General features: G+C 71.6%; 4 protein-coding genes. 1 reads left to right on the top strand and 3 read right to left on the bottom strand.

Annotated features, from left to right (window positions below; genetic code table 11):
* The 3 genes from EBN88_RS29010 to pdhA all read right to left on the bottom strand — a co-directional run.
* A partial coding sequence (locus EBN88_RS29010) for a biotin/lipoyl-containing protein (protein WP_325052789.1) occupies nt 1–447 on the bottom strand: 447 nt, incomplete at its 3' end.
* Between the two features lie 26 nt (nt 448–473).
* Nucleotides 474–1,454: an alpha-ketoacid dehydrogenase subunit beta gene (locus EBN88_RS29005; RefSeq protein WP_122399977.1), complete on the bottom strand. Its 981-nt coding sequence runs from the start codon at nt 1,452–1,454 to the stop codon at nt 474–476.
* Between the two features lies 1 nt (nt 1,455).
* Nucleotides 1,456–2,829, bottom strand: a complete 1,374-nt coding sequence (gene pdhA, locus EBN88_RS29000) for a pyruvate dehydrogenase (acetyl-transferring) E1 component subunit alpha (RefSeq protein ID WP_122399976.1) — start codon at nt 2,827–2,829, stop codon at nt 1,456–1,458.
* Between the two features lie 346 nt (nt 2,830–3,175).
* On the opposite strand from pdhA, the gene EBN88_RS28995 reads away from it, so the two are divergent.
* Nucleotides 3,176–3,844, top strand: a complete 669-nt coding sequence (locus EBN88_RS28995) for a response regulator (RefSeq protein WP_233581093.1) — start codon at nt 3,176–3,178, stop codon at nt 3,842–3,844.
* Nucleotides 3,845–3,887 lie beyond the last annotated feature (43 nt).

Here is a 3,887-nt window from a genome sequence, read left to right as displayed (position 1 = left end):
CGCCGGCTCGGGCGCCGGCTCCGCCGTCGGCTCGGGAACGGACGGGGGCGGCGGGGTCTTCCGGGGCCGCCGCCGGCCGCTGGGCGTGGAGACGCCGTAGCCGACGAGCACCGGCTCGCGCGCCGCGCCCTCCTCGGCGGCGGGGGCGGCCGGCTCCGCCGGCGCCTCGTCGGCCTCGCCCTCGGGGCCGCCGGTGTCCACCGTGATGATCGGCGTGCCCACCTCGACCGTGGTGCCCTCGGGGAAGAGGATCTCGCCGACCAGGCCGTCGTAGGGAATCGGCAGCTCGACCGCCGCCTTGGCGGTCTCCACCTCCACCACGACCTGCCCGTCCGTCACCGAGTCCCCGGGCTTGACCAGCCACTTGAGGATCTCCGCCTCGGTGAGCCCCTCGCCCACGTCCGGCATTCTGAACTCGCGGTAGCGCTGTTGTTGTGCCGCAGCCATCGTCACGACTCTCCTCAGCCTCTCCCTCAGTACGCCAAGGCGCGATCGACGCCGTCGAGCAGCCGGTCGAGCCCGGGGAGGTACTCGTCCTCCAACCGTGCCGGCGGATACGGCGCGTGGAACCCGCCGACCCGCAGCACCGGGGCCTCCAGATGGTAGAAGCAGCGCTCCGTGATCCGGGCCGCCACCTCGGCGCCCACGCCCTGGAAGACGGGCGCCTCGTGCACGACCACCAGCCGGCCGGTCCGCTCCACTGAGCGCTGGACGGTGTCGAAGTCGATCGGCGAGAGCGACCTGAGGTCCACCACCTCGAGCGACCTGCCCTCCTCCTCGGCGGCCTTGGCCGCCTGGAGCGCGGTGCGGACCGTCGGGCCGTAGGCGACCACGGTCAGGTCGGTGCCGGGCCGCACGACGCGCGCCGTGTGCAGCGCGTCGGGGATGCCCTCGGGGTCGACCTCGCCCTTCTCCCAGTAACGGCCCTTGGGTTCGAGGAAGATCACCGGGTCGTCGCACTCGATGGCCTGCCGCAGCATCCAGTACCCGTCCGACGGGTTGGACGGGGTGACCAGCTTGAGCCCCGCGACATGGGTGAAGAGCGCCTCGGGCGACTCGCTGTGGTGCTCGACGGCGCCGATGCCGCCGCCGTAGGGGATGCGGATGACGACCGGCAGCTTGATCTTGCCGAGCGCCCTGGCGTGCATCTTGGCCAGCTGGGTGACGATCTGGTCGTAGGCGGGGAAGACGAAGCCGTCGAACTGGATCTCGGCGACCGGCCGGTAGCCGCGCAGCGCCAGGCCGATGGCGGTGCCGATGATGCCCGACTCGGCCAGCGGGGTGTCGATCACCCGCTCCTCGCCGAAGTCCTTCTGGAGCCCGTCGGTGATCCGGAAGACCCCGCCGAGCTTGCCGACGTCCTCGCCCATCACCAGCGTCTTGGGGTCGGACTCCAGGGAGGAGCGGAGCGCCGCGTTGAGCGCCCTGGAGAACGACAACTTCTCTGCGGTCATGTCAGTTCCCCTCGTGGTCGGCGAAGGAGGCGAGGTAGCCGGCGAACTGGGCCCGCTCCTCGTCCACCAGGGTGTGTCCGTCGGCGTAGACGTGGTCGAACATCGCCATCGGGTCGGGGTCCGGCATGGTGCGGATGGCCTCCCGCACCCGGCGGGCCAACGCGTCGCTCTCCGCCTCCAGTTCGGCGTGGAAGCCCTCGTCGGCGGCGCCCTCGCGGTCCAGATGGCGGCGCAGCCGCAGGATCGGGTCCCTGGCCTCCCAGGACTCCAGCTCCTCCTGGCGGCGGTAGCGGGTCGGGTCGTCCGAGGTGGTGTGCGCGCCCATCCGGTAGGTGAACGCCTCGATCAGCGTGGGTCCCTGGCCGCTGCGGACCAGCTCGGCGGCGGCGCGGGTGGTGGCGAGCACGGCCAGCACGTCGTTGCCGTCGACCCGCAGCCCGGGGAAGCCGTAGCCGGCGGCGCGCTGGTAGAGCGGCACCCGGGTCTGGCGTTCGGTGGGTTCGGAGATGGCCCACTGGTTGTTCTGGCAGAAGAAGACGACCGGCGCGTTGTAGACGGCGGCGAAGGTGAACGCCTCGGCCACGTCGCCCTGGCTGGAGGCGCCGTCGCCGAAGTACGCCATCACGGCGGCGTCGGCGCCGTCCTTGGCGACGCCCATCGCGTAGCCGGCGGCGTGCAGCACCTGGGAGCCGATGACGATGGTGTAGAGGTGGAAGTTGTTGCTGTTGGGGTCCCAGCCGCCGTGGTTGACGCCCCGGAACATGCCGAGCAGCTGGATCGGGTCGACGCCCCGGCACCAGGCGACGCCGTGCTCGCGGTAGGTGGGGAAGACGTAGTCGGCGGGGCGCAGCGCGCGGCCGGAGCCGATCTGCGCGGCCTCCTGGCCCAACATCGAGGGCCACAGGCCGAGTTCGCCCTGGCGCTGGAGGGCGGTGGCCTCGGCGTCGAAGCGGCGGCTGAGCACCATGTCCCGGTAGAGGCCACGGAGTTCCTCGTGGCTGACGGTCAGCGGGTAGTCGGGGTGCTCGACGCGTTCGCCCTCGGGGGTGAGCAGCTGCACCATCTCCGGGGCGGGGGCCTGGCTCGCGGGCGCCTCGGTGGCGGCCTTCCGCGTCCCCGCCCGCCTGGCGGCGGCGGTCTTCCTGGGCGCGCTCTTCGCCGCGCCGGTCTTCGCGGGCGCGTTCTTCGCCGAACCGCCCTTCGTCGCGGTCCGCTTCGCGCCGTTCTTCGCGGTGCCGTTCCTCGTCGTGGACTTCTTCGCCGTGGTGGTGCTCGGGGCGCGGTCCGTGGCGTCCCCTGCCGGTGGGCGGGCGGTGGACTCCTGCGTGGTGGTGCTGCTGCGCGAGGTGTCGCGCGAGGTGCTCTCCACGGTCACTCGTGTTCCTCCGTCGGTCCGGCCCCCGGGGTCCGCCGGGCGACCAGTGCGGTTCGCCCGGTCCCTGCGGCGCACGGGGTGGGTGCGTCGGACGGGAACCGAGCGATTCCCTACACCCCGCTCTCCCGTCCCGTTTCGTCCGCCTTATAAGAGCACGGTATCCAGACGGTTCACAAGCTGCGAAAGCGGCCCTGACCTGCGGATTTACCTGGATATCCAAGTAACCGGCGGGTGCGCCGGAAGAGACGCTGGTCGGGGCGTTACGGGCAGCGGGTATCTCGCACGTTAACCCGCGCCTCCGCTTCGCGGGAAGGCGTGCGTGCGGGTCCTGTGGAAAACTGACAAGGTGCCCGAAAACGCAGAAGACGGTGCGATCACCGTGTTTCTCCTGGACGACCACGAGGTCGTGCGGCGCGGTGTGCACGAGCTGTTGGCCATGGAGCCGGACATCGAGGTGGTCGGCGAGGCCGGCACGGCGGCCGAGGCCCTGGACCGCATCCCGACCGTGAACCCACGCGTCGCGGTGCTGGACGTGCGGCTGCCGGACGGCAGCGGCGTCGAGGTGTGCCGGGACATCCGTTCGCGCGACGAGTCGATCCGCTGCCTGATGCTCACCTCGTACGCGGACGACGAGGCGCTCTTCGACGCGATCATGGCCGGCGCTTCCGGCTATGTCCTCAAGGCCATTCGGGGCACGGAGCTGCTCTCGGCCGTGCGGGACGTCGCGGCCGGCAAGTCGCTGCTCGACCCGGACGCGACCCAACGGGTGCTGGAACGGCTGCGCGGCGGCGAGAAGAGCGAGGACGACCGGTTGGCGCAGCTGACCGACCAGGAACGACGCATTCTGGAGCTGATCGGCGACGGCCTGACCAACCGGGCGATCGGCCAGGAGCTGCACCTGGCGGAGAAGACCATCAAGAACTATGTCTCCGCGCTGCTGGCCAAGTTGGGGATGGAGCGCCGCTCGCAGGCCGCCGCCTATGTGGCCAGGCTCCAGGAGCAGAAGCGGCGCTGAGCCCGTTCGCCGTTCGGGGCGGGCGGGGCGGCCAGGGGCGGGC

It is taken from the genome of Streptomyces triticirhizae (assembly GCF_003696235.1).
In the GTDB taxonomy this organism is placed as follows: domain Bacteria; phylum Actinomycetota; class Actinomycetes; order Streptomycetales; family Streptomycetaceae; genus Streptomyces; species Streptomyces triticirhizae.
This window is presented reverse-complemented; position numbering and strand designations above follow the sequence as displayed.

What these genes read in the sequence shown, in the direction of transcription:
- EBN88_RS29005 (WP_122399977.1), bottom strand. Translation starts at nt 1,454, where the DNA reads ATGACCGCAGAGAAGTTGTCGTTCTCCAGGGCGCTCAACGCGGCGCTC.